General features: G+C 46.0%; 20 protein-coding genes. 6 read left to right on the plus strand and 14 right to left on the minus strand.

What is annotated here, in order from left to right; genetic code table 11:
- Positions 1 to 122 precede the first annotated feature (122 nt).
- The 4 genes from WA381_RS09805 to WA381_RS09820 all read left to right on the plus strand — a co-directional run bounded on the left by WA381_RS09805 (position 123) and on the right by WA381_RS09820 (position 5,135).
- A complete protein-coding gene (locus WA381_RS09805) occupies positions 123 to 1,010 on the plus strand; it encodes a DUF3530 family protein (RefSeq protein ID WP_061439413.1) in 888 nt (295 codons plus the stop codon).
- Positions 1,011 to 1,152: 142 nt separating this feature from the next.
- Positions 1,153 to 1,476, plus strand: coding sequence for a hypothetical protein (locus tag WA381_RS09810; RefSeq protein WP_014948188.1), 324 nt, complete (start codon positions 1,153 to 1,155; stop codon positions 1,474 to 1,476).
- Positions 1,477 to 1,519: 43 nt separating this feature from the next.
- Positions 1,520 to 2,866: an AmpG family muropeptide MFS transporter gene (locus WA381_RS09815; protein ID WP_014975617.1), complete on the plus strand. Its 1,347-nt coding sequence runs from the start codon at positions 1,520 to 1,522 to the stop codon at positions 2,864 to 2,866.
- A 79-nt stretch (positions 2,867 to 2,945) separates the two neighbouring features.
- A complete protein-coding gene (locus WA381_RS09820; RefSeq protein ID WP_269351422.1) occupies positions 2,946 to 5,135 on the plus strand; it encodes a response regulator in 2,190 nt (729 codons plus the stop codon).
- On the opposite strand, the gene WA381_RS09825 is transcribed toward WA381_RS09820, so the two are convergent.
- The 7 genes from WA381_RS09825 to rppH form a co-directional block, all read right to left on the minus strand.
- Positions 5,130 to 6,119 carry a sensor domain-containing diguanylate cyclase gene (locus tag WA381_RS09825; RefSeq protein WP_081106057.1) on the minus strand — a complete coding sequence of 330 codons (990 nt, stop codon included), beginning with the start codon at positions 6,117 to 6,119 and terminating at the stop codon, positions 5,130 to 5,132. The genes WA381_RS09820 and WA381_RS09825 overlap by 6 nt on opposite strands.
- Positions 6,116 to 7,186: a response regulator gene (locus WA381_RS09830; protein WP_039224447.1), complete on the minus strand. Its 1,071-nt coding sequence runs from the start codon at positions 7,184 to 7,186 to the stop codon at positions 6,116 to 6,118. The genes WA381_RS09825 and WA381_RS09830 overlap by 4 nt, the downstream gene beginning before the upstream one ends.
- Positions 7,187 to 7,195: 9 nt before the next feature.
- On the minus strand, positions 7,196 to 8,029 hold the full coding sequence (locus WA381_RS09835; RefSeq protein ID WP_014948183.1) for a thymidylate synthase: 834 nt from the start codon (positions 8,027 to 8,029) through the stop codon (positions 7,196 to 7,198).
- Positions 8,030 to 8,037: 8 nt separating this feature from the next.
- A complete protein-coding gene (lgt, locus tag WA381_RS09840; protein WP_014975613.1) occupies positions 8,038 to 8,850 on the minus strand; it encodes a prolipoprotein diacylglyceryl transferase in 813 nt (270 codons plus the stop codon).
- 4 nt (positions 8,851 to 8,854) lie between these two features.
- A complete protein-coding gene (locus WA381_RS09845) occupies positions 8,855 to 9,661 on the minus strand; it encodes a sulfite exporter TauE/SafE family protein (RefSeq protein ID WP_061439411.1) in 807 nt (268 codons plus the stop codon).
- Between the two features lie 3 nt (positions 9,662 to 9,664).
- Positions 9,665 to 11,956: a phosphoenolpyruvate--protein phosphotransferase gene (gene ptsP / locus WA381_RS09850; protein WP_039224899.1), complete on the minus strand. Its 2,292-nt coding sequence runs from the start codon at positions 11,954 to 11,956 to the stop codon at positions 9,665 to 9,667.
- Positions 11,957 to 12,079: 123 nt separating this feature from the next.
- Complete coding sequence (gene rppH, locus WA381_RS09855) at positions 12,080 to 12,622, minus strand: RNA pyrophosphohydrolase (RefSeq protein WP_014948179.1); 543 nt, start codon at positions 12,620 to 12,622, stop codon at positions 12,080 to 12,082.
- 113 nt (positions 12,623 to 12,735) lie between these two features.
- Here rppH and mutH point away from each other — a divergent pair, with 113 nt between their 5' ends.
- A complete protein-coding gene (gene mutH / locus WA381_RS09860; protein ID WP_039224444.1) occupies positions 12,736 to 13,413 on the plus strand; it encodes a DNA mismatch repair endonuclease MutH in 678 nt (225 codons plus the stop codon).
- A gap of 31 nt (positions 13,414 to 13,444) precedes the next feature.
- On the opposite strand, the gene WA381_RS09865 is transcribed toward mutH, so the two are convergent.
- The gene (locus tag WA381_RS09865; protein ID WP_061439409.1) at positions 13,445 to 14,524 is read right to left on the minus strand and encodes a helix-turn-helix domain-containing protein; all 1,080 of its coding nucleotides are present in this window, start codon (positions 14,522 to 14,524) and stop codon (positions 13,445 to 13,447) included.
- Between the two features lie 76 nt (positions 14,525 to 14,600).
- Positions 14,601 to 16,106, minus strand: coding sequence for a CYTH domain-containing protein (locus WA381_RS09870; RefSeq protein ID WP_039224442.1), 1,506 nt, complete (start codon positions 16,104 to 16,106; stop codon positions 14,601 to 14,603).
- On the opposite strand from WA381_RS09870, the gene WA381_RS09875 reads away from it, so the two are divergent.
- Positions 16,069 to 16,881 carry a TIGR04211 family SH3 domain-containing protein gene (locus WA381_RS09875; protein WP_069943706.1) on the plus strand — a complete coding sequence of 271 codons (813 nt, stop codon included), beginning with the start codon at positions 16,069 to 16,071 and terminating at the stop codon, positions 16,879 to 16,881. The two genes, WA381_RS09870 and WA381_RS09875, sit on opposite strands and share 38 nt — an antisense overlap.
- Positions 16,882 to 17,012: 131 nt before the next feature.
- Here WA381_RS09875 and WA381_RS09880 read toward each other — a convergent pair whose 3' ends face one another.
- The 5 genes from WA381_RS09880 to WA381_RS09900 are packed head-to-tail and all read right to left on the minus strand — an operon-like array spanning position 17,013 to position 25,214.
- Positions 17,013 to 18,362, minus strand: coding sequence for a sensor histidine kinase (locus WA381_RS09880; protein WP_156085929.1), 1,350 nt, complete (start codon positions 18,360 to 18,362; stop codon positions 17,013 to 17,015).
- Entirely contained in the window at positions 18,356 to 19,096 is a 741-nt protein-coding gene (locus tag WA381_RS09885) for a response regulator transcription factor (protein ID WP_156085928.1), read from the minus strand. The genes WA381_RS09880 and WA381_RS09885 overlap by 7 nt, the downstream gene beginning before the upstream one ends.
- A complete protein-coding gene (locus tag WA381_RS09890; RefSeq protein ID WP_197044386.1) occupies positions 19,068 to 22,295 on the minus strand; it encodes an efflux RND transporter permease subunit in 3,228 nt (1,075 codons plus the stop codon). Before WA381_RS09890 ends, WA381_RS09885 begins: the two co-directional genes overlap by 29 nt.
- Entirely contained in the window at positions 22,285 to 23,763 is a 1,479-nt protein-coding gene (locus WA381_RS09895) for an efflux RND transporter periplasmic adaptor subunit (protein ID WP_156077858.1), read from the minus strand. The genes WA381_RS09890 and WA381_RS09895 overlap by 11 nt, the downstream gene beginning before the upstream one ends.
- A complete protein-coding gene (locus WA381_RS09900; protein WP_156077857.1) occupies positions 23,760 to 25,214 on the minus strand; it encodes a TolC family protein in 1,455 nt (484 codons plus the stop codon). Before WA381_RS09900 ends, WA381_RS09895 begins: the two co-directional genes overlap by 4 nt.
- Positions 25,215 to 25,394 lie beyond the last annotated feature (180 nt).

Consider the following 25,394-nt stretch of genomic DNA (forward strand, 5'->3'; position numbering starts at 1 on the left):
AGACTCCATTTTAGTTTTAACGCACACTGCCGATAACCTTCGTATAACGCTTGATGCACGAATTAATTTGATGCTGTCCAAGCTGAATAGATCCAGATTAAGGTAAAGGCAAACCACATTTTATGAAAAGGCCCGCTCTCCTTTTAACATTTGCTGTTATTGTTTCGCTATTGCCTATGACAGCTCACTGTGACTTTTTCACAGATGTTAGTCACGCCTATCTACCTGGAGAAGTGAAACCTTTGATGATTGGAGAAGTGGAATCCCCAATTATTGAAATTGAAGCGCAAACACCGTTACCTTTGGGTGTGGCTATCATACTCACTGAGCCTTTTCCCTCTAGCCTTACTCTCGCGCAGGGAAATAGCCTTGCCAACATGCTTGCTGAAAAAGGCTGGAATGTAGTGATAAGTCCGTTTAATTTGCCGGTCAATGTCACTTCCCAGCAGAACCTACCTGCTGAATTTACAAACACCGACATGTCAGACTCTGAAACTACGTCTATGTCAGCCCCAAATATCCACCCCAGAAGTAATCAACTTACGCAGTATCTCAATTTTGAATCAGCAACTTCAGCGCTGAGTTTACAACTCAATGCATTGAATAATTATCTACAAGACAATTCGGGCTACCGTATGGTCATTGCACAAGGCATGCTGGCCACAACTTACTTGTCCGTCGTAGAGCAACAGCCTCAACTTCATCCAGACACTTTCGTAGCCATTTCACCTTTTTGGCCAGAAGAATCAACGAATACATTAGTTATAGATAATATAGCACAGTCCAGCTTTCCAATATTGGATCTGTCACTAAGTGGATTTAACGATTGGGCGAACAGCACCACGCAAAAGCGAAAGACTAGCGCAAAAAACGCACTAAAAATGCACTATCGGCAAATAATTATCCCCAGCAATTTGTTAGCCTTTAGTATAAAGGAATTTCAGAAACCCCCTCATATTCAAATAGTTGCAAATAGTACTATTGGTTGGACTCGCCACCTAGGCTGGTAATTCCATAATTTACCGATTACGCTAAATTAGTATCCAAAACAATTACCTAAATTTAATGGTGTAAATAGCAAGCCTCTGTCCTAAGCAGTAACATTGTTATGAACTATAATACTTTTAGCAAACATAGACGGTTGAGTTACTTGTGAGTGTTCAAGATTTCGTAGATAACAAAGCAAAGCAGCTGTGTTTCTATTTGAGAGCATTTTGGCAAGGAGAGCTTCCTATCGAGGAAATCGAGCTATTCTTTTGGGATAGTATGGAAGAATGGGGGCAAATTGATTACACCTTAACGCAGCCCTATACTCAAAAAGAACGGGTTTTTTGGCATTTACTTCACCAAGTGCATTATTGGAATGAAGACAAGCTAATTAACGACCAGTTTCTTGTAGATGAACTAAATAACTGCGTGAATTTCCTTGAAGGTTTGGGTCATTGCCCACTCGACTGCGTCGGCATTCGTCCATAGAAAAACTTTCACTTCAACGCGTTATTGCTTCTCACTGTGGTTCATGGCTCAATATGCTTTTGTATTCTTGCCTAAGGCCGCAGTTTTGCTCAACGCTTTAAAAACGTTTAACGACAAACGATACCTCAGTATATTTCTTTTCGGCATTTCCAGTGGCTTCCCTTGGATCATGATTGGTTCAGTGCTATCTGCTTGGCTCAAAGATGAAGGTTTGTCTCGCTCGGCCATCGGCTTATTCGGCATTATTTTCGCGACATACTCTTTTAATTTTCTCTGGTCTCCGCTTGTCGACAAAATCAAGCCCCCACTATTAGGTCAACGACGAGGTTGGATTTTCGCTATGCAAGGCTCTGTAGTTTTGCTGTGTTTAGTGATGTCTCAACTCACTGCAGACCAAGATTTGTTTTACGTTGCATTAATCGGTTTGCTTATTGCTATTGCCTCAGCCACGCAAGATATCGCCATCGATGGTTTTCGCATTGACTGTATTGCCCAAGACGACAAAGACGGCATGTCAGCTGCGTCTTCAGTAGCCACCGCTGGCTGGTGGACAGGTTATGGCGGGCTTGGTGCTATCCCGTTCTTCTTGGCTGACATGACATCTTGGACTTGGCCAAACATTTATCTTTTACTCGGTGCTCTCATGGCTTTATTAATGTGCGCCACGTGTTTAGCGAACGAGCCACAAATTGACCGCGAAGCCTTACTTGAAAAGATAACAGCCAAAGATACAAAGCAGTCTCCCGTTTTTCACTGGATACAAACTACTCTTGTCACGCCATTCGCCGAATTTTTCAATCGAAACGGCGTTAAATTAGCGGCGTCGTTTTTACTGTTCATCTTTCTATTTAAAATCGGTGAAGCCTTTCTAGGCCGCATGAGTATCGTGTTTTATAAAGAAATTGGCTTTTCTAATAGCGATATCGCTACTTACTCAAAATTGCTCAACTGGTGGGTAACCATTGTGTTTTCACTGTTAGGTGGGTTGGTTAACATTCGCTACGGTATTTACCGCGGATTAATGATTGCGGGTGTGGCCATGGCCGCGTCTAACTTACTATTTGCACTGATCGCGCAAACAGGCCCTTCCACATCTCTTTTAGCCATAACCGTTATTGTCGATGGCTTTACAGGGGCTTGGAGCACCGTTGCTATGGTCGCGTTTATCTCACTATTGTGTAATCGGGCGTTTAGTGCAACCCAATACGCACTCATGGCCTCCCTGAGTGTTGCGGGCAGAACCTTGGTCGCTTCTAGCAGCGGCTTTGTTGTAGATAGTCTTGAAGGCAATTGGAGCCTGTTCTTTATTCTCACAGCAGTCATGGTAATTCCCAGCCTTTGCTTTTTGTATTCAATTAGGCACCACATAAAGCGCGTTGAGTCACCGTAATTTTTTTCTACTTCCTTGCAAGTTAGCGTTAGTTGCCTACATTTAAGGTAGGTATCTCTACCGCATATTACTTGCAAGGATGAACGTGAGCTCAAACCAGGCTGGCCAGTCGCAGCGCAAATCATCAATTTCGCGGACATTCACTTTTTCAAAAGTGAGTGTTACAGCACTGTTGATCGCTATGGTTGTTATTGCGGTTTTAATCGCGCTGATGAGCAAGCAACAAGCACTCATAACAGCCTTAAAGCAGCAGAGTTATTTAGAGGACAATATTCTTGCCACTGAGTCTAGTATCAATCAATTTACGTTTCGGATGGAGAACAGCGCGTTTTCTGGACCCGCGAATTACACTATTTTAAAGCGCGAGCTACAGGTCACCGTTCAAGGTATATCTGAATACCTTCGCAGTAATGCAGGCCAAGCAATCTCGCCCACAGTCTTATCCGAAAGAGATTTTGCAATAGCAAAAGAAGGATTGAATAGCGCGTCTGCACGGCAGGTCGCGCAAACCACACTAGATTTACTTCATACTCTTATTGAGTTGCCGATAGCCGACGCAACTCAACGTATTCAACAGCAATTTAGCCTGCTGCCTATGCTCAATGCCATGCAGGCGGAAGAAAACGCGTTGTTACTGCGTATTCAGGCGTTGCGCAATAAGATGCTTCTCACTACTATTTTGGGCGCAGTCGTCATTGTACTTTGGTATTTTATTGCATGGCTTTTTTACAAAAGTAACGCAAACAAGTCGCCTAAAAAGTTTGGTAAATCGAAGTTGAGACTTGCCATGGTGGATGACGATAGAGATTTGCAAAACAAAGAGTTTTTGCAGCTGATTAGCCATGAATTCAGAGCGCCAATAAGTGCAATTATCAGTGCTCTTGAACTTATTCCTAACATGGAAGAACAGCGTACCAGACTAATTCAGCAGGCTGAACAATCCAGCTATCGACTTCTTAATCTTACCAACAACCTTACTGATGTATTAACCAATAACACTGAAGACGACCTGCACTTTTCAGATGTCGACCTAATCAGCTTGCTCGACGAATGTATCTCGCCGTTTTCTGTGCGCGTAAAAGACAAAAAAATCGAATTTAATATGCACTGTAGTCACAGTGTGCCCCATTACGCTGAAACGGATCCTGTCGCCCTTTCTAAAGTGGTAGTTAACATTCTTGATAACGCCGTTAAATTTACATCTAATGGACTTATCGACGTCACCGTTACAACCTTGGTGAAAAACCAAGGGATTTTTCTCGTTATTATAATTAGTGATACTGGAATAGGAATTGATGAGGCGACGCAAAAGCGCATGTTTGAACGCTTCTATCGCGGCGAACATTCAACTGGCCAACGCTTCCCGGGTGCAGGGATTGGCTTGTCTGTAGCTAAACGCAGCGTTGATAAGCTGGGCGGTGCACTACAGGTAACCAGTACAGTTGGAGTTGGTACAGAGTTTAAAATTTTACTGCCTCTGAAACCTATTGAAGACCTTCCCGCTACCAATTCAGCGCCGTCTAATGCGACCTTCGCCGTGGTTGACGATTTAGAGATATCTAGGCTGCATTTACAATCAATTATTACCAAAGAGGGCTTTAGCGCACGCACGTTTTCATCTGGTGCGAACTTGCTCAATCTGCACGAAGAAATACTCCAGTTTTCAGGCATTATTGCAGATTTGTATATGCCGGGCATGAATGGTCTTGAACTAGTGAGGACGCTTAAGGCGATTTTTGGTGAACGGGTACCGCCCGTTATTGTGTTATCAGCAACACCAGATATTGCCAACATTATTGCAAACAGTGAACTACCCATCTATCAAAGTTTTGTTAAACCCATCGATAGAAACCGCTTTGTAGATGCGCTCCATCACCTTACAGCAAGTAACGCAAGAGTTGTTGACACAACGAAAAAGGCCAATGTGTTGCTGGTAGAAGACGAGCCCATTAATGCAGAAATGGTGGAGTATATGCTTCAATGTATGGGCCACGAAGTTACTGTGAGTTACACCGGTGACGACGCTATTATTAGAGTGAGTGAAAATGCGTTTGACTGTGTGCTGTTGGATATCAACTTACCAGATATGAATGGTTTGGAAGTCGCTAAAATAATGAAAGAAGGTCACCCTGACCTTCCAATCATCGCACTTACGGCCAATGCCCACAGAAGCGATAAAGAAGCGTCGCTGCAGGCAGGTATTCGATACCACTTAGTGAAGCCTGTCACCTTTCAAGAGCTCAAAAACACCCTACGCCTAGCACTATAACGCGCCAGGCGCTGCATAAATGCGATATTGATTTCGGCCGTTTTCTTTTGCTTCATAAAGCGCCTGATCGGCACACTCAAGCCATGCCATCGCTCCTTTAAAGTCAGGAGAGAATTGTGCAAGGCCTAAACTAACAGTGAAACTTATTGACTCACCTTCGTGTTCTACCACTAAACGCTGTGCTAATTGTCGGATACGTTCGGCCACTATCTTGGCATCTTCAACCGAAGAGTCATTCAGAATAATGGCAAATTCCTCGCCGCCGTAGCGCCCTGCAAGGTCGGTTTCCCGCACACAGCGCTTAATCAGCGCTGCTAACATCTTAATCACCTTATCCCCAGCCTGATGACCATAAGTATCGTTAATGCGTTTGAAATGATCGATATCGAGCATAAGCGCAGTACTTGGCTTTTCTCTACGCACACAAAGTTTGTGCATCTCATCAAAGCGTTCCTGCCAGTAGCGACGATTATATAGCCCAGTTAGACCGTCCACGCGGCTCGCAGTTTTCAGCTCTTCGTTAAGATGCTCCATTCCACGCTTACCGAGCGCCTGCTCAGTGACATCGTAAACAAGCATACAAAACCGCTCTACATTGCCGCGCTTATCAACAATAGGGAACATGGTCACATTTTGGTACATGAACTCTGCAGCGCTGGTTACAGGGCGATTACAACCAAACTTAAACAAGAAAGGGCGCTGCTCCCAAATAATAAACACCGGGCTCTTCAAATTGAACACAGGGTCAACTTTGGTTCTCAGCCATTTTTCTTCTATTTCCGGGAAATGAGAAAAAAGACTGTCTCCAATGATTGCTTCCGCTTTCTTTGCACCATGGTTTTCAAGAAACTTGTTCCACACTTGAACGTTGAAGTTGCGGTCTAGCACTGCAATGCCCACTTCAATGGAATCGAGAAGCTCTGCGGGTACTTGAGAAGAATTAACTAAAGCACCGGTGGAAAGTGCGTCTGTAGATGCATTCATAGACTTTCCTTGTCTTGTGTCACAGCGTCATCATCGAGCAGCCGAGAATAGATATGGTTCATGGCATCACCAGGAAATAGCAACAGCAGGTCAAAGGAAATATCTCTGGCCTTAATGGCATAACCTATTTCGATAGCCATTAGCTTGCCCCAACGCTGCACGTTATCACTTAAAAGCGTTGATAGTCCTTGGTGCTGCCCCAGTAACACCGGATGCGTGTGGCTAAAGGCGACATTTAACTGCTCTGACAAACCGTTTAAACAGGCCCCGATAAGAATATTGGAAACATCCATTAGTGCTTCTAGCGCTAGTTTGTCGGAGGAAGCCGACGGCGGATACTTTAATAGTTCAACGATGTTTTGAGAGTTTGTGTCGTTAAAAATAACCAGCGCTTCGCCGCTTATACCTTCACTAATAAAGCCTTTTGAAACTGCCGACACGCTGTCGTTACGATTAATTTCCGCAACCGCCATAGACAGTTCGTTGCTTTCAATTAAGTTGACGTTTGGGATAGGCAAATCAATAAATTCACCTAGCAGTTGAGCAAGATTCTCACCCGCACGCCCCATGGCAATATTGACCATTTCACGGCATGCGTCTAATTGATCTTCTTTACTCATCTGGCGCTTGGCTAAAACGGCATTTGAGTCGCTATCGTCTTGCGCTTTTTGTAAGCTCGCGCCTGAAGAATGCGTCTCGCCACTGTAAATCCCGTAAGAGGCTAGGATGTGGCTGAGTTTTTCGTTATCAATTGGCTTTCTTATGAAATCCAGGGCACCAAGAGCGAGCATTTTTTCTCGCGCTTGCGCTTGTACATCACCGGAAACGACAACTACCAAGCAAGGAAGATCCTGTTGGCGAATGGCTTCCATGGTTTGATAACCGTCCATTACCGGCATGTTTAAGTCGAGAAACACCACATCGCCTTTGCCTTCGCGAACAAGCGCGAGGGCTTGCTCACCATTCTCGGCAAACGAAATATCCACGTCCCACCCATCAGGTAAACTGCGCGCCATCTGGCGCCTTGCGAAACCTGAGTCGTCGCATATTAATATAGGAGTACTCATGGTAACTCCTTATATGGCAACAGGGGCTTTAATATGTGGGTGTGACTGGTAATTTTTAAGCGTAAAGTCGTCGAAGGAAAACCCGAAGATATCTTTCACCTCAGGATTAATTTCCATAGTTGGGCGCTCGAAAGGCTCACGACTTAGCTGCAACTCTACCTGTTCAAGATGGTTTGAATACAGATGCGCATCGCCTAGCGTATGAATAAAATCGCCGGGCTCTAAATCACACACTTGCGCCATCATCATGGTCAGTAAAGCATAACTTGCAATATTGAAAGGAACGCCCAAGAAAATATCGCCGCTTCGCTGGTAAAGCTGGCAGCTAAGCTTACCGTCTAATACATAAAATTGGAAAAGTGTATGGCAAGGTGGCAGTGCTTGCTTGCCCATCGCTGCATTTTCTTTAGGAGAATAATTGGTATCAGGGAGCACTGCAGGGTTCCAGCCGCTAACGATAAGTCGACGAGAATCTGGATTGTTTTTGATTTGCTCAACCACTTCGGCAATCTGGTCTACCGAAGTGCCATCACCGCGATCCCAACTGCGCCACTGGTGTCCATAAACCGGACCAAGCTCGCCTTCTTCGGTAGCCCACTCGTCCCAAATACTCACACCGTGCTCTTTCAAATAAGCGATGTTTGTCTCGCCTTTAAGAAACCAAAGTAGTTCGTGAATAATGGATTTAAGGTGACACTTCTTTGTTGTCACCAAGGGGAAACCTTCCTGTAGATTAAAACGCATCTGATAGCCGAATACACTTAACGTACCTGTACCAGTTCGATCTTCCTTTTTCACACCCGTATCACGTACATGGCGCATTAGAGCGAGATATTCTTTCATCGTTATTCTTATATTTTTTGCTGTTCAACATGGTCTTTTCCGCGCATGTAAGCACGGACTATTAATCCTATTCCTAAAGCTATCATAGGTAAACAAAGAAGTTGCCCTTGGCTTAGTCCCATTTGATATAAGCCAATATGTGCGTCGGGTTCTCTGAAGTATTCAACGATAAATCGGAAGGTGCCGTAACCAAGTAAGAACAAGCCGCTGACCGCCCCTACTGGACGCTTTTTGGCAGAAAATAGCCATAGGATAATAAAGAGTAGTACGCCTTCAAGCGCAAATTCGTACAATTGGGACGGGTGCCGAGGAACATGACCCGCGTTGGGGAAAATGACCGCCCAAGGCACATCGGTGCTACGCCCCCAAAGTTCAGCGTTTAAGAAGTTTCCTATGCGTCCTGCACCTAAGCCAATGGGTACTAACGGGGCAACAAAGTCCCCTAGTCGAAGGAAGGTCGTGTTCATACACTTGGCGCGCCAGAATAAGGCTGTTAGCACCCCTAAAAGCCCGCCGTGGAAGGACATTCCACCAGCCCAAATTTTGAATAAGTACAAGGGATCGTCGAGAAACATACCAAACTGGTAGAAAAGCACATAGCCTATTCGACCGCCTAATATTACGCCAACGAAGCTCCAGAAAAGCAGGTCGCTTAACTGCTCACGGCTCCAGTTGGTTTGTGAAAGACGCTTTTGTGCCAATAGGTAAGCGGCGATAAAGCCCACCAAATACATAAGGCCGTACCAGCGGACACTTAACGGACCGACACTGAAGATAACGGGGTCGATACTGGGAAATACCAGATAACTGCTCTGTTCCATTACTTTATTCAATTCCTAAAATCATTCTAATGCTCACCAACACGAGTAAGCACGCCAACATCGCTTTTAATACACGAACATTTACTCGCTGCCCAAGCTTTGCACCTATGTTTGCTGTAAACATAGAGGTGGCAACAATACCAGCTGTTGCAGGTAAATACACATAACCTAAACTATGTTCTGGTACATCTATCGCATTGTAACCGGCCACGATAAAACTCGTGGTACCAAAAACGGCAATAATGAGTCCGCAAAAGGCTGCACAGCCAATTGCCGCCCGTACATTAACACGAAACCATACCAGCGCAGGTACCAATAATGCACCGCCACCAATCCCCATAAGTGCACTTAGTAAGCCAGCTCCACCACCAACAGTCGCAAGCGTACCTTTTGATGCGTCATTTTCTGAGGCTTTTTGCTTACCAAATATCATCTGCATCGCAATCAAAATAACCAGCACCGCAAACACATCTTTAAGCAGTTCACCCGAAATATGGCTTGCTATCTGTGCTCCGGCAAATGCGCCAAAAGCAATACCTAAGCCTGTGTAAAGCACAACATGCCTTTGAATATTACCCAGCTTGTAATGCGCGAAGGCCGACGACATTCCTGTGAAGATGATGGTAGATAATGAGGTAGCGATAGCGACTGGCATTACGGTTTCAGTGGTCATTCCCATGAAATGTATAAGCAAATACGACAACACAGGAACGATGATAAGCCCACCGCCAATGCCCAGCATACCCGCCAAAACACCTACCACAGAACCTAAAATAAGGCAGCTGAGAACTATTACAACTAATGGATCCATTCCTTAAGCACCTGCTCGGATAAGGCCTCCCAGGCCCTTGGTTTCAAGATATTGATTCAAGTGCACAAAGACTTCTTCTTGGCTAACAGAGGTGAGCGCCAATGACAGTAATTGCTTACATTCATCCAGCGTGACTTTTCTAATAAGCCAGTTTATTTTTCTTAAGTTAAAGCCGTTCATACTTAGGCGGCGATAACCCATTCCCATTAGCAGTAATGCTCCAGCTGGCTCACCTGCAATTTCACCACAGATAGTCACGGGCACTTGATTTTGATTGGCTTTTTGAACCACGTCGTAAAGCGCCCCTAATACCGCAGGATGATAGCTATTGTAGAGCCCTGCCACCCGCGTATTGTTTCTATCCACCGCGAGCAGATATTGGGTCAGGTCGTTACTGCCTACCGAAAAGAAATCCACGTGCTTTGCTAATTGAGGTAGCTGATAAAGTACCGACGGTACCTCTAGCATAATACCTAACTTAGGCTTGGTTAACGTTTGTCCTGACTCTGCAATCTCATCACAAATTTCATAATATGCCTGATTAATTAGTCGCTTAGACTCCTGCACTTCAGATACGGTGGAGATCATAGGCAGCATAATTTGCAAATTGCTTAGGCCTACACTTGCACGCAGCATGGCGCGAACCTGAACCAAGAAAATTTCTGGATGGTCAAGGGTTAGGCGGATGCCTCGCCACCCCAAAAATGGGTTTTCTTCATTAATTGGGAAGTACGGTAGTGGCTTATCGCCTCCTACGTCGAGAGTACGCATAGTGATAGGCAATGAAGGCGCGGCCTCTAGCACTTGGCGGTACAGCTTTACTTGCTCTTGTTCTGAAGGAAAACGCTCGCGTAACATAAAGGGGATCTCGGTGCGATAAAGCCCTACACCCGCGCCAATTTGTTCAGCGTTTAGTTCGACTTCAGCTGAAAGGCCAGCGTTGATATAAAGAGACATTCTACAGCCATCAACACTTTCGCAAGGTTTATCAGCCTCGGCGTCAATTTTCTCTGCGATGGCCGACTCTTCTTCAATGAGCTGTATAAATTCAGACTTGATGTTACGTTCAGGCGATACAATGACCTCGCCTGAATACCCATCAAGCAAAATCTCTTTGTCTTCGAGTAGTGCTGGCGTGACGTTTTGACAGCCCATCACTGCAGGCACGCCCATGGCTCTAGCCAATATTGCCGCGTGAGAGTTATTTGAACCGCGAATAGAAATAATGCCTTTTAGCTTACCTCTTGGAAATTCGGCAAGCATAGGCGCTGAGACTTCATCAGCTACGAGAATACTGGCTTCGGTTATCGTTTTTTCAGTAACCTTTTTGCCATTCGCTTCATACAAAATGTTGGCAAGAATACGGTCGGATAAATCGACAATATCAATGGCACGCTCTTGCATGTAAGGGTCGTCCATTGCCTGAAAGCGCGCGGCATAGCTTTCTACAACCATTTTCAATGAAGACGCCGCATCCCAACCTTGGCGAATTTTTTCTTCTACTTCCCGCCCAAGGCTGTTGGCATCTAGCAGATGATGATACAGCTGAAAAATGGATTTAACATCGTCGGGAATGCCGTCATCTAACCGCTTCGATAACGCATCGACATGACCTCGCGTAACTTCAACCCCTTTGCGATAGAGTTGAATTTGATCTTGAGGAGATTGCGTGCGCTTTACGACCCAGTTTTTAAGGTTAATAGATTTGTCTGGAGACACTCCCTTGCCAATAGCAAGGCCTGGAGAACCCGCAATACCACGCACATTTTTTTGCCGCGCAGTATTGTCGTTCGAATTTGACAGCGTCAAAGCCCCGCGAATATCAGCATTGGTTATTTCTAACGCGAGCTGCGCAGCAAGGGTGACTAAAAATGCTTCTTCGTCTTCACTGAAGCGGCGCATTTGTGATTGCTGAAGGGTAATAACACCAAGCACACGCCGTTGGTTGATAATAGGCGTACCTAAAAAGGCGTTATAGTTTTCTTCCTGAACTTCGGGGTAATGTTTGAATCGAGGATGGCTATGAGCATTAACGATATTAAGAGGCTCTTCCCGCTGACCTACCAGCCCGATAAGCCCTTCTGAGAAGCCAATGCGTACCTGCTCGACTGCATCGGGATGTAGTCCGTCAGTGGCTTTAAGGATAAATTCTTGGGTGTCGTAATCGGCAAGGTAAATAGAGCATGAATCGACATCTAGGGTCTGTTTAACCCGCGAGGCTAGCCTAAACAACGCCGTATCGAGAGCAGGAATTTGATTCATTTCCTGCACGATACGCTTTAACGTGGTTAACATTGTTCCTTGCTGGCTCTGAGGGCTCACCGGTTTTTCCTTTTTTACTCGCAGTTTACTCGCTGCTTACTCCGCACACCGCAATATTGCACACCTCTTTCTTGCGTACCTGAACTTCGCATACGCTTATCCACGCCTGCGTTTCTTGCCACGTTTATGTGGCGCTGCGTTTTGGCGCTGTTGAGGCCGATGCTGCGCAGACATAACTACAGGCGAGAACTCTTTCATTACTCGTCTGTATACATCGCGCTTAAACGATACAACGTTTCTTATTGGATACCAGTAACTTACCCACCTCCAGTCATCAAATTCAGGATGACCTGTTTTAAGTACATTAACGTCTCGCTCGTTACAATCGAGCTGCAACAAGAACCATTTTTGTTTTTGCCCTATACAAACAGGGTTACTGCCTTGTCGAATTAATCGCTTAGGCAGCTTATATCTAAGCCAGTTACGGGTAACACTTAAAATAGTGACATCTTTCGGTGTCAGCCCTACTTCTTCGTGAAGCTCGCGGTACATAGCTTGTTCAGCAGATTCCCCTTCATCAATTCCGCCTTGAGGGAACTGCCATGAATGTTGACCATAACGTCTTGCCCAAAATACTTGACCCATTTTGTTGCAAATCACTATGCCCACATTCGCACGGAATCCATCGGCATCTATCACATAGACTCCCGGGCACACTATACTGTTATATGTTTTCATTCTTCCACAAACTATGCTCCAATCATAGTCTTAATATTCGTACCCGCTTTTCAAACAGGAAATTAACCATATTTATGCAGCCACCAGCGTCTCCCCCGTCATCTCCAGATAGCCTTTTAGCTCGTTGTCATGCGATAGCGGGCTTGACGCTTGGAGAGCTTGCGGACATGGCAAATGTAGCCATACCGGCCAATTTACAACGTCACAAGGGGTGGCCAGGCATGCTGATAGAGAAGTGGCTGGGCGCGAGTGCAGGTTCGAAGCCTCAGCAGGACTTTCCTGAACTTGGCATCGAACTTAAAACCATTCCCATCGACGCCCATTTTTCGCCTTTAGAAACCACCTACGTCTGTTTTGCCCCGCTTTTGATGACGCCCGGCATTACATGGGAAACGTCTAACGTGCGAAACAAACTGCAGCAGGTATTATGGCTACCAATTGAAGGTGACAGAGCTATTCCGCTGGCCCATAGGCGGGTAGCAACAGGCTTCTACTGGCGACCGAATGAACACGAAGATGCGGTATTGAGACACGATTGGGAGGAACTGGTCGAGCAAATTGCAACTGGACAGGTTGAGTCGATCACCTCTCGTCAAGGCGAGGCCTTACACATTCGTCCTAAGGCGGCAAACGGGAAAGTGCTCACTGACGCGTTGGGGCCTGAAGGTCAGCGTATTAAAACCCGTCCTCGCGGCTTTTATTTACGTAAAACCTTCACCCATCAAATATTGATAAATGCATTTGGTGGCTAACGCGAACTCAACGCCTAGCATAATACTCTTGTTATCTTAGCGGCGTGGAGTTTAGGTGTTTAACGAAATATTCACTCAAAAACTTTTCTGAATTTATCCCCATGCGTTTTGCCACGGCTTCAAGTTTAGCGTCGCTGCGCAGCAGTACATTCTTGGCGTACTCTAAGCGGTAGTGGAAAATGAAACGTCTAAAGTTTTTCTTTTCAGTAAGTTGCAAGGCCAATGCGAGCGAGGTGGGGTCGATATCTGCCCCTTTACAAAACTCACTGAGGGTAAGGAAGCGAACCTTGTACGCCTTTGATTCTATGGTGTAGCGTTCTGCTTTAGAAATAATACTGCTAATTTCATAAGGCGTTGCCTTGCCTTCATCTAAGCGTTCGTAATCGAGTGGCGACGGGGACGTCCGTCGTATAAAGGTTAGTGAAAACAGTACAATTAGAATTGCCGTTCCAATCATCAGATGATGAAACCCTTCCCAAAAAGGAACAGGGAAGAAGCCGAATGTTGCGGCCGTCACAAGTAGAATACTCATAAACGCAACGCCAACCAAGCTTCCCATTACTCCGGCAAGCCTAGGCATTTTCAGGTTTTTTATATCCACCGCCTGCTCTGGTAAGTGCCTATGGTACATTTGAATATGCTCGGTAATAAGAATACCTATGAGCAACACGCTAAACCCCGTTAACAGTGATGCAATATAGGCAGGCCACAATAGCAGAGGCTGACCATGAGGAGACGATGAGAGCCATTGCTGCTTATCGTCTACGGGTATCAGGAGAATGGCGCACTGAAAAACGCCGGTCACTACTACCGGCCACCACAGTCGCTTTCTTGCCGTAGGATAAGCTAACAGCATGGGTTTTATTGCGCGGTAACAACACGTAATCGCGATAACAGCAAATACTTCTGATAACCCGTAGATACTAGCCAGCCCTGTGGCATTTGCCATACGGAGCCACTCATCCAGCATAAATACAGGCCAGCACAAAAACGCTGCCGTTAGCCAGCGTCCACTGCGTAAATTGACTTTTTGAACGAACAGACGCACAAAGCCAATGGCATAAATGCCAAGCAGTGCGTAAAGGAAATAGTCATTTATGGCTGAGGTCATCAGCGCCCTCCATCCTTGAGATTCGAGTTGCCTTTACCGTGCATGTTTACAGTAACCACATATGCATAGAAAACAATTACCAGTAAACGTCACGTTGCATAGCCACTGTGCGAGTTCGTTCCATAATTCGAATAAGCGTGCTGAGTTTCTCTGCTGTCCATTTACGCACTTCGTCATGGGAGTCTACTTCGGCGTCGTCTATCGACTGCTTTAACATAAGCAGCGCATTCAGCTCATCAATACCAGTGAGCAAATCTAACCACGGTGCGCGAAAATTACCCCGCTCTTCTACAAACAAGTCACCGAGCAGAAATCCACTCCATAATGTCTGCCTAAGCATTACTTCTACAGCGCTGTAATTGGCAGGCCCCATGGTTTTATTTAGCGGCATACTTTGCTGTACAGTTTGCCAACCTTGCGACAGCCAGCCTTTTGCATGATCAAGCACGGGATGATCAAAACCCGTTGCGACTTTTTGCCACGGCTTATTCTGAATAAGACTTATGGCGTGTAGCTTAATGTCTGTGGCATCGTTGTCGAAAAACAGCTTTTCGGGCTCATGAGCCTGCATTAAACCTGTTTGTCGTCCTTGCAAATAGCTTACTACTGCAGGATGTTTGCTGAGAGTTTTGTTAAACATGCTCTTTTTAGAGAGCAAGTAACGCAAACTTTGTAAGTCGTCTTGCCAACCCCACTTTTGCGCATGGGTGACCAGTTTTTTATGCAGGGCTAGTAGCTCAGGGCACTGCAGAACCGGCAAGTAAAGCGATACACTTTGAAGTAACAAGCGTACACTCTTGGCGACTTCCGCGAGCATTTTTATTGAACCACTTTCGCAAAACACATGCTCGTGGTGCTGCCAATGCGCCAATGCAGTTTGAACCGCGTGGCTAAATGCTTCTTCCGTGGTGGTTGTGTCTTCAAGCGCAAGGAAATCTGGCAGGTGTCGAACTTTAGCGTTAAAACCGTGAAGTAATTGATATCCCTGCGCCGCTTTTGATACATCACTAAGGCGTACCGGCATGTTGTCGTTTATTAGCACAGCTAACGTAAACAAACTGTTGATATCACCTGACATCAACTCAAGCTCTATTTCGTTGATTGGGGAACTGGCTTTTTCTGTACTTGCTTCACCACAGTCCAGCACAATCTCAACCACACTTTCACCCACACTAACCACATAGGCATTGCGAGTAAAGTGAGTGCTAAACTGTTTAGATAGACGCGTGTTTTTTGCCGCCACGTCCCAATCTTGGGGCCAAGCGCTGGCTTCAAATAGCGTGAGGTCGGGCCTTGAATTATCAAGGCTCACATTGTATTCCATGCGTTTGTGCAGACCACCGCTGACCACGCCGTTAGTCTTTAGCGTCTGTTCGTATTCACCATTGTTACCTCGAACACGAAAGCCCATTTTATTGTTTTGAAAATCGAGCTTATCGGTATCGTAATAGTCGTTTTCAAGGCGCATTTCACGATGAGAGTTAACCTGAATACTGTTTTTTTCGAAAAGAGGAAGTACACGTTGAGTAAACGCATGGTGGGCGTTGTCACCCGTTACAAATTTTAATTCTATTTCTGACATGGTTGCGCTAGGCACAGCTTATGATGCTGACACCTTACCTTTGTCGCTTACTTTTCGCAATGCTGGCGCCATGAAACAAGATGCTTTAATTAGACAAAAGTGGAACAAACTTGCCTTTATCGCGGTCAACCAATACCATCTTCACGTTTTAAATTCTAAAATTGGACTTCATATGATTCGAAAGTGGTTAGCAGCAGCCCTTATTGCATGCTCTTTTCAAGCATTTTCGCTACAAGATACCGCTGATTTAGAAGCGTCTTCTTCGCATTACATAAGAGATGACTTGTTTATCTTTATGCATACTGGACCTGGTCGTAACTACCGCATTCTAGGTTCAATTGAGGCGGGCACACCTATTACTGTGCTCTCCCGCGACAATGATGCTGAATTTACCCAAATTACCGACAACGAAGGACGTAAAGGCTGGGTTGAAAGTAAGTTTGTGTCTAATACCATGTCGCAAGCCGAGCAATTGCCAATCATAAGTGAGAAGCTAGCTGAGAGCCAAAGTGGACTTCAAGCTGCACAATCAGAAAATGCCAAACTTCGTCAGCAGCTTAACGATGCTCGCCAAAAGGTGTCTAAACTTACCACCACAAACGACGAGCAAGCGTCTCAAATTATTCGTTTAACGGCTAAGGTTGAAAGCGCTAATAAAGACGAGCTTGTTACCTGGTTTACTCGCGGTGGCATAGTGGCAGGCGTGGGGATATTGCTTGGTGTAATGCTCACTTACCTTCCTAAACGCAAGCGTAGAAACAGCGAATGGATGTAGTGTAGGTTTTAAAGCTGGACGCTAAAAAACGAAAACGCCGATGTTAGCATCGGCGTTTTCTATTGGGCTCGTTTCGGTAAATGGATTAGGAGTGACAACGTGCAAACACTTTGATGAGTTATATGCGCCTATTATCGTACTGTAAGCACCACTCTATACCCTCTTGTCATACGAGAAACATCACCTTGTTCATCGTGTGACCCTCGGGCTGTTATCCTCTCATGTGCATAACCCCATTTAAGCTTCGCACAAAGCTTATCAATGAGTTTTAACCCTATTCCAAATCCGCCATCTAATTCACTGATAGTCGGCGCAGATAAAGTCGCTTGGCCTTTTTCGTTAAGCGCCTCTTCTTCAAGGCCGTCCTCTTCGTTGAGCACGGTGAGCGTTGCATCTGAAAGACTTATTGTGACTCTTCCTTGCTGCGTGTGCTGATAAGCGTTTCGAATCACATTTCCTATCACAATTTCGCTCGCCGTTTTGGCCAGCGTTAACTCACAATCGCTCAATTGCAGCTGCACACTCACGTCTTTTCCCGACAGCAAATACATTAAATCTTGGCTTAGAGCCTCAACCATTGCTTTAAGGTTAACCTTTTCTTTGGGTAAAGCTGCTTCTTCATTTCTTCCTAACCAAAGTAGAGTTTCGGTCAAATCTGCCATGGTTTTTGAGGCATGATCCACCCGCGCAAGCGCGTTATTGCCTTTAGTATTTTCACTATCGATCACTCTGTGCAGTAATGCCGCGCTACTTCTAATAACGGCAATCGGCGTTCTAAGCTCGTGACTCGCGTGGTTAACAAATTCTCGTTCTCGATTTAGGGTATTGCGCACGTTTTGCAAGCTGCCATGTGTCATCCCTGCTAGCGCGTTAAGTTCCTTATAACGAAACTCTGGGATAGGCTTATCGAGCTCTTGTTCATCCAAAGACGCCGCCCACCTCTGCAATGACTCTATGGGGCGAGACACGCTGCGCATAAGAAAAAGCAAGGCGACAAAAAACGAAACCAGTGCAACTACGCCCACAATGGCGCTGTAAATAACATGGTTTATTCTAAAGTGTTTTTTGCCGTCAGAAGGTGGCGCGACAAACACTTGGGTAACGTATCGCGATTCTCCATTTTCTAACGGAACTAACACGGCAAAGTGAGCCGAAATAGGACGGGAAAACCAATCAGGTTTGTTGATATCTTTCATAAGTGAAAACGGTATAAAGCTCTCTTTGGAAAAGCTCTGCTTCACTTCGTCAGGCAAACTCTCGTAGTTCGCAAAAACATGTAAATCGAGAATTTGAGCATGCTTGTTGTCATCAAGCTTTGCGCTTTCTGCCGCCCGTATCATGGTATTTCTCAGCATGCCGTCCATACCATCGAAAAAGCTATCGCTGCTTTGTATTGAAAAGAGCACAATAACTACGGCGGCCAAACTTAATAGCGACCACAAGACGTAGCGTCTTAAGCTGATGCGAAGGCCATTTACCACTGATCGTTTCCTTTATTTGTACTTTTTGGTTCCGCGCTTGTACTTTGCACTGAATTGGACTGCTCTGGTTTTAACGTCACACAAAAGCCTGTGCCGGCTACTGCTTTTACCTCTATGCTGGCATTCGCTTGCACCAGTGATTTACGCAAATTATGAAGATGCACTTTAAGCGCATTGCTCTCTGGCGCTTCTTCTCCCCAAACCGCATCGAGAAGACGCTCCCGTGGCATAACTTTTCCTTGTTGCTGTAACAATGCCTTTAGCAGCGTAAATGCTGTGGGGCTTAACTTAATAGGCACGTTCTCAACACTTACTACGTCGCTTCCCATTGCTAAACTTACGTTGCCAAAGCGCAGCTTTTTCACTTGTGATGAACGCCTGTGCGCCAGTGCAAAAACCCGAGCAACCAGTTCGGGCATGTCAAACGGTTTCACTAAATAGTCATCGGCGCCTTTTTGAAACCCTTCTAGCTTGTTTTCCAACTGGTCACGGGCGGTTAGCATAATAATAGGCGTATCGTTGCCGTCTTCCCGCACCCTCTCACATACGCTTAAGCCATCAAGTCGCGGTAAATTAATGTCCAGCACCACAACATCAAACGGATGCTTTTGGATAAGAGACAGCGCGGCTACACCGTTTGCAGCGTGGTCACATACCATGTCTTCAAGCTCTAAATAGTCGATAATATTGCCCGCCAGGCCCATATCATCTTCCACTAGTAACACGCGGATCATTAGCCGTACTCTCCGTTAAAGGTTTAACCAAATGCTTTGCCATTAGACGGCTTACATCGTCATAAATTAACAGTAATGCGGGTATTAATAAAAGTGTGATGACGGTGGCAAACAATATACCGTAACCCAGCGACGCGGCTGCCGGAATTAAGAACTGCGCTTGTACCGACGTTTCGCCCAATATGGGATATAAGCCTACAAAGGTGGTAATTGAGGTCAACAACACAGCTCGCAAGCGACTGGTACAAGCTTCAATAACTGCCGTTTCCACCGGCACACCTTCTTCTCGCAAAGCGTTGAATCGTGAAACCAACAACAAGCTGTCGTTAACCACTACGCCGCTAAGCGCCAGTATGCCGTTCAGCGAGAGCAGACTTATCATTAATCCATTCGACCAGTGGCCGATAATGGCTCCGACTATACCAAAGGGGATGGCGGTCATAATAATAAGCGGCTGTACGTAGGATTTAAGCGGAATCGCCAACAACGCAAAAATAGACAACAAGGCTAATATAAACACGCTCTGCATGGAGCTTTGCGTTTCAGCTTGCTGCTCAGCCTCACCGGCAAAATAAAGCGATAAGTCCTGATACTGACGCGATAGCTGAGGAACAAACTCGTTGTTTAAGTAATTCACCAGTTCGGTTGAGGTGATAACATCGCTATCCACCGACGCGCTAACCGTTAGGGCGCGTAGGCCGTCTATACGTACCACCTGTTTTTCTTGTACATCTTGAATAACGTTAGCCACTACAGAAAGCGGTACTACGGTGCCGTCGTCCAGACGCACTTGCGTGTTCATTACATCAGACGGATTCATTCTGTCTTGTTCAGGATAACGCACCCGCACTTTTACTTCGTTTTTATCGCGCAAATAGCGCTGAACAATTTCGCCACCAAATGCTTTTAACAGTTGCTGCGATAGGCTTTGCGTATTCAACCCCAACGCTCGTCCTTCGGGGGTAAGTTCAAAGCGCATCATGGCTTCGCCGGGTGTTAGCGAACTCTCAACTGCATATACACCATCGATATTGTTAAGTACTTCAATAAAGGCATCGTTAGCCGCCGTCAGGGTATCGTCGTTAATGCTTTTAATTTCAACGTTAAACCCGTCGACCATCTCTCGGCGTGAGCGTATTTTTAGACTTTTTACGCCTTCTAAATTGCCAGTTAACGTATTCCAGCGTGCCGACAATTCATCAAGAGAATAAGAGGAGTCTTCATCAAGTGAAATGGTGATTGTGCCGCTTTGATCACCACTCGCCGTTACTTGCAAACTGCTAATGCCACTTTTATCTGCGCCATTTTCTTGGGTTAATTGGCGGTCTGCCTCAAGCGCATTTTTCTCTAGCAGCATTAAGTTGCGTTCGTTCTGTCCATAGCTGGCATCGCTGTAAAGCGACATATTGGCCGAAACCGTGTCGCCCTGCATGCTGGGGAAGAAGCTTACTCTTACCGCACCTATAAGCGGTAGGCTAACCACCATGACAAATAAGGCAATAAACAACAATACAGCGGCATAACGGTAGGCTACGGTGACTTTCAATAAGCGCTCATACACGCGGTAATTAAACCACTGAAGTCCACCATCCGCTTTTTGCTGTACTTTGTTCCATACGCCACCTAATCCCCTTCGCGCTTTTTGCTTAGTTGGCAGATGAGCTAAATGAGAAGGTAAGATCAGCTTCGATTCCACCACCGACAGCAACAAACACAAGGTAACGATAGTGCCGAACTGAGAATAAAGCGTACCTAAGCCGCCCGATACGTTCGATAATGCGAAAAAAGTGGCCACTGTGGTTAGTACACCAAACAGTGTGGGAACCGCCACTTTATGGGTACCTAAGATGGTATTTTGAAGCGTATCGCCATGCTGTTTACGCGTGGCGTACACGCTTTCCCCCACCACCACGGCATCGTCCACCACAATGCCAAGGGCCATGATAAAACCGAATGTGGTCATTTCGTTTAGCGTCATTCCCGTATAGCTGTCGGTCATGAAGTACAAGGTGCCGAAGAAGATAAAGGGCAAGCCAGCCGCCACCCAAAATGCCACGCGTAAATTTAGAAACACGGCAAGAGTAACAAATACCAACACAATGCCCATAAGCGCATTGCTGGTAAGTAGCGTCAATCGCTCGGTAATAAGCGTGCTTTTGTCATACCAGGTTTCAAGCTCTACGCCTTCAGGTAGCAAGCCTTTTTCGTGCCATGCGTCCACTACTTCGTGAGCCTGCTGTACCATTTTTGTTACGTCACCATATGCGTCCATAAGCACCTGGATGCCATAGCCATTGGTACCGTTGTAACGTGACAAGTGATAGCTGTCGTCGGCAAACATATCGCGCACTGTAGCAACATCGCCAACGGTGAGTATGACGCCATTGGTATCGGTAATGAGGGGGATGTTGGCAAAATCTTTCGCCCAGTAAGACTGTTCAGACGCTTTTAAACGAATCACTTTTTCTTTGTTGCGCAAGCTGGTTGTAAGCGCGGTATTCGACTCCTGGTTAACGGCATCAGCCACGTCTGACAGCGTTAATCCGTAAGCTTGAAGCTTACCTTCGTCTATTTCAATAGACATCATAGGGTCGACAAAGCTGCCTGCGCTGACTTCGCGAATGTCGTCTGTTGCCAGTAAATCTCGCTCTAATTGCTCACCCAAGTATTGAAGCGAAGCGTGATCGACGTCACCATAAAGCTGCACCCAAATAGCGTGTTCTTGTCGGCGTGCTTTGCTGATAACAGGGTTTTCAGCATCCGACGGGAAGTTAGAAATACTATCTACTTCGGTTTTGATGTCGTTGAAAAGCGTGTCTAAATCGTATTCGGTTTCTTTTTCTACCTGCACACTGGCGCCGCTGGCGTTCGAGGTAGAGGTAATTCGCTTAATCCCCGGGATTGCCTCCAGCGCGGTTTCAATTTTGATAGCTATCCCTTCTTCTGCTTGTTTAGGGTCACCACTATCGTATGTCATTGAAATGGTAACAAAGCGTGGCTCCATACTTGGGAATGCCTCTTTGCGGATATCGTTCATGGAAACCAAGCCAAGCACGATAAGGCTGACCATGAGCAAATTGGCCGCTACTGAGTTCTGCGCAAACCAAGCGATAATTCCCCGGGCGTTATTCCCACCATTCCTATTGTTTTTCGGACTCTCGCCCCCGCCAAATGGCGCGCCGTTTCGATTATTTGTCATCAGCTTGCCCTCCTGTTTGTCCTTCCACTACAGGCAATACTTTGGTATTCACCAGATAGCTGTTTAAAGGGCGCGCAACCACCAGCGCTTGGCGTATTTCACCAACCTGTTCTGACATGCTGTTGCCACTAGCGTTACCCGAGGTTGTACCCGCAACATTACTCGCAATATCGCCCGTAACTTCACTGGTTTTTGGTGGGGTGATGTAGGCATAACCTTCGCTTTCAAACAAAACCGAAGGCGTGAACTTTGCCAACTGCCCGGTAGATGGCATTACTAACCATACTTCTTGCTTTTGCGAGATAGCAGAAGCCGGCAGTTTCCAGACATTGTCGAGAGCTCTTCCTTCAATGTCTGCCTGCACAAAGCTGCCGAATAAAAGAGGCGTTGATTGCGCCAGCGGCTTTTCAATAACCGCTATGGCGTTACGCTGACGCGTTGTATCACTTTGATGCCATTCAGCGCGAACGATATTGGCAACCCAGGTATTTCCTGTAGTGGTATCGGTAAGCGTTACCGGCCAGTTAAGGGAGGCATCACCAGACAACTGCGTTTCATCACCAGACGGGAGTTGAGCCCATTGGCTAGGTGAAAGGCCAATTGCCACTTCGGCAATATCTGCAGAATAAAGTGTGGCGACCGCACTGCCAGCTTGAACATAGCTCCCTAGCGCAATGTCACGGCTGACCACCAATGCATTAAAAGGTGCACGTAACGAGGTAAACGCCAAATCTCGCTTGGCTGAATTTACACTTTGCTCGGCTTCATCCAAAGTGGCCTGAGCCGCTTTTAGCTGTGGCTCACGCAGTACTAATGCCGATAAAGGTTCACCATCAAGCCCTGAACGTGTCCATTCATCTTTCGCTTGAATACCCTGTAATCGCTCTTCTTCCAGACTTACCACAGCCGCTTGATAGGTAGCATTTGCACTTGCTAACGCCTGTTGATAGTTGGTGTCATCAATACGTGCCAATATCGTATTATTAGCCACTAGGGCACCAGTTTTAAAAGACGAAGATATATCAGTAACTTGACCACTAACCTGTGCGACTAAGCTCAAACTATCTTGCGGAACAACCTGACCATACCCCCTCACCTTAGCGTTATAGCTGTCGGCGGTTACATCAATAACGCCTACTTGAGCCAGCTGAGTATTGCCGCTTTGTTCTCCCTTTGGGCTGCGATTAGTGGTATTCACTGATGACGTGTCGCTTGCCTTGTTAAGCCTGTTCACACCGCTATCGGCAGTAGGTGATGCTACTGGCCTTTCTCCACCTGCAGGTCTCTTTGCCTGAGCGGCATTTTGTGGTTGCTCGGCAATCGCGGAAATAGCGGGAGACGTTGGCTTTGATTCGGCCTGCGGTTTTGCGCCGGGATGTTGGGCGCCCATATTCGTCATGGTATACATAACCGCTAGCGCAATACTTGCAGCGGCGAGTAAGGTTACAATAATTCGTTTGTTTCTCATTGTGACACTCCAAGGCCAAGGGCTAGGCCTAAGTCAATTCGGTTTTGTAATTTCTGGGCGTGCAGCTCAACTGCCTGAGCTTGTAAGTTAAAGCGCGTTTCATATACTGAAAGTAAGTCCAAGATGTCAGCAAGGCCCTGTCGATATTGACCTTCAATGGTAGAGACGCTGCGCTCTGCATTCGCTAACGCCACGTTGGTGTGGCTAATTCGAGCACTCAACGCGGTTTCGCTATCCAGCGCATTTTGGGTTTCCTGTACCGCCGTTAATAACGTTTCGCGATACTGCCACCAGGCATTGGCTGAGGTTAGCTTTGCATCTTCAATTTGCGCCCTTAAAGCGCCCCCCTGAAACAGTGGCGCGGTCATCTGCCCAAGCAAACTCCATAAAGGGTTAGTAAACAAAGCTTGTGAAGGTGTAGAGTCATTATCAGAAAGTGATGCAGACAAGCTAATGCTTGGCAACAGGGCTTTGTAGGCCACATCGACTTCAAACTCTGTTGCTTTTAACGCATAAAAGGCCGCCTGAAGATCGGGTCTACGTGCCAGATCCTGTTTCGGCAAAGTTGTTAGCGGCAATAACACGTCGGGAAAATTAACTTGAGTGTTGAGCTCGTTTAGCGATTGGTTTTGCCTGCCTAAGAGTACGGCCAAGGTGCGCTTTGCTGTTAAAAGTGCATTTTCATATTGGGCAATAGTAGCGCGAGTATTTGCACTGCTTGTACGCGCAGTATCTAAATCGTCTAGGCTTCCTAGCCCGGTGCTATAGCGCTTTAAAATAACGGCTTCGTTATTTTCTAGTACTGTTAACCGAGACTGCTCAATATTCAGTAATTGCTGCTGAGTGAGTACGTCGATATAGCTTCTTACTACGTTAGCGACCAGAGAATCTCTGGCAGACTGATAGCTGGCTCTGGCACTTGCTGCATCTAAGTTTGCTGCACTTATTCCATCGCTGATTTTTTGCCATAGGTCCAGCTCCCAACTGACATTCATGCTCGCGCTGTAGCTCGGACTGCTCGAACTAGAGCTCGTACTGGAGTTGGTATTTGAGCTGGTAGATGCACTGCTATTGGTGGTTTCACTTTTTGACGCAGAGAAGCTCGCGTCAACATTAAGGTTCCTATCCGCTTTTGCACTATCTATGGCTACTTGTGCTTTTCTAAGCGTTATTAACGACTGCTGCAGACTAGCATTAGAAGACAAGGCTTCATCAATGAAACCGGCTAAGTGAGGTAATTCTCTGATATCAATTACATCGGTTAACCTCGTGTCCGAATTCAGCAGCAAGGTTTGTGTTGATTCTTGTTGCCGTGCTTGAGACTGCCACACAACGTTGTTACCCGTTGACGACGATGCCGATTCGCTCAACGCTCTGTCATCAGTACTTGTGCATGCAGACAGCAAAATGCAAAGGGTAATGCTATTTACCGTCAGTTTTATCTTGCCCATGACTTGTGCCTATTATTTGGCGCACAGCTTACTTTCGAAGGTCTATGCGCAGCTTTTTTAAATTAACTGACACGAGTATTTCAAACGCAGGGTTAAGGTCCGGTTAAGGAAAGAGCAAGGAATTAGAAATAAATGAGAAAGGTAAGAATAAAGTATTAAAAAGGCCAGCTTAGCGCTGGC

It is taken from the genome of Alteromonas sp. CH_MED4-4 (genome assembly GCF_037029575.1).
Taxonomy (GTDB): Bacteria; Pseudomonadota; Gammaproteobacteria; order Enterobacterales; family Alteromonadaceae; genus Alteromonas; species Alteromonas macleodii.